This is a genomic window from Streptomyces calidiresistens (assembly GCF_014141525.1).
In the GTDB taxonomy this organism is placed as follows: domain Bacteria; phylum Actinomycetota; class Actinomycetes; order Streptomycetales; family Streptomycetaceae; genus Streptomyces; species Streptomyces calidiresistens.
Genome location: NZ_VKHS01001525.1, coordinates 1 through 507, shown reverse-complemented (window position 1 = coordinate 507; position 507 = coordinate 1). Strand labels below are relative to the sequence as shown.

The following is a 507-nucleotide window of genomic DNA, read 5'->3' as shown; positions in this document are numbered from 1 at the left end:
GCGCCGCCGGGCGCGGGGGGTGCCCCCGGCCCGGCGGACCGGGCCCCGGCTCCGGCGATCCCCGCCGACCTGCCCGCGCTGCTGGAGCGGGCCGGCGTCCCGGCCGGCGCCGTGCCCGCGCTGGCCGCCGACGCCGCCCGCCTCTGGGGCCCCGGTGCCGCCGCCGTCCTGGAGGACGACCCGTGGCAGTTGCTGGCCCTGCCCGGCACGACACCCGACCGGGCCGACGAGTGCGCCCGCGCCCTGCTGGACACCGGGGCCGGCCCCGACGATCCCCGCCGGACCCGGGCCCTGTGCGCCCACCTGCTGGAGCGCGGCGCCCGTTTCGGCCACACCGCCGCCGATCCCGCCGCCCTCGCCCGGGCCCTGGGCGGATACGGCGTGCCCCGGCCGGAGGAGGCCCTGGCGGAGGCCGTCGAGGCGGGGGCCGCACTCCTGTTCGAGGACCCCGACCCGGATGCCGCGCCGGCGCCCGCCCCGGCGGACGCCGGGGGCGGGGAGGGGACC

At 84.0% G+C, this 507-nt stretch carries 1 protein-coding gene; it reads left to right on the top strand.

What is annotated here, in order from left to right:
- Positions 1-507: helix-hairpin-helix domain-containing protein (locus tag FOE67_RS28130; RefSeq protein ID WP_323385658.1), on the top strand; the 507-nt coding region annotated here is incomplete at both ends.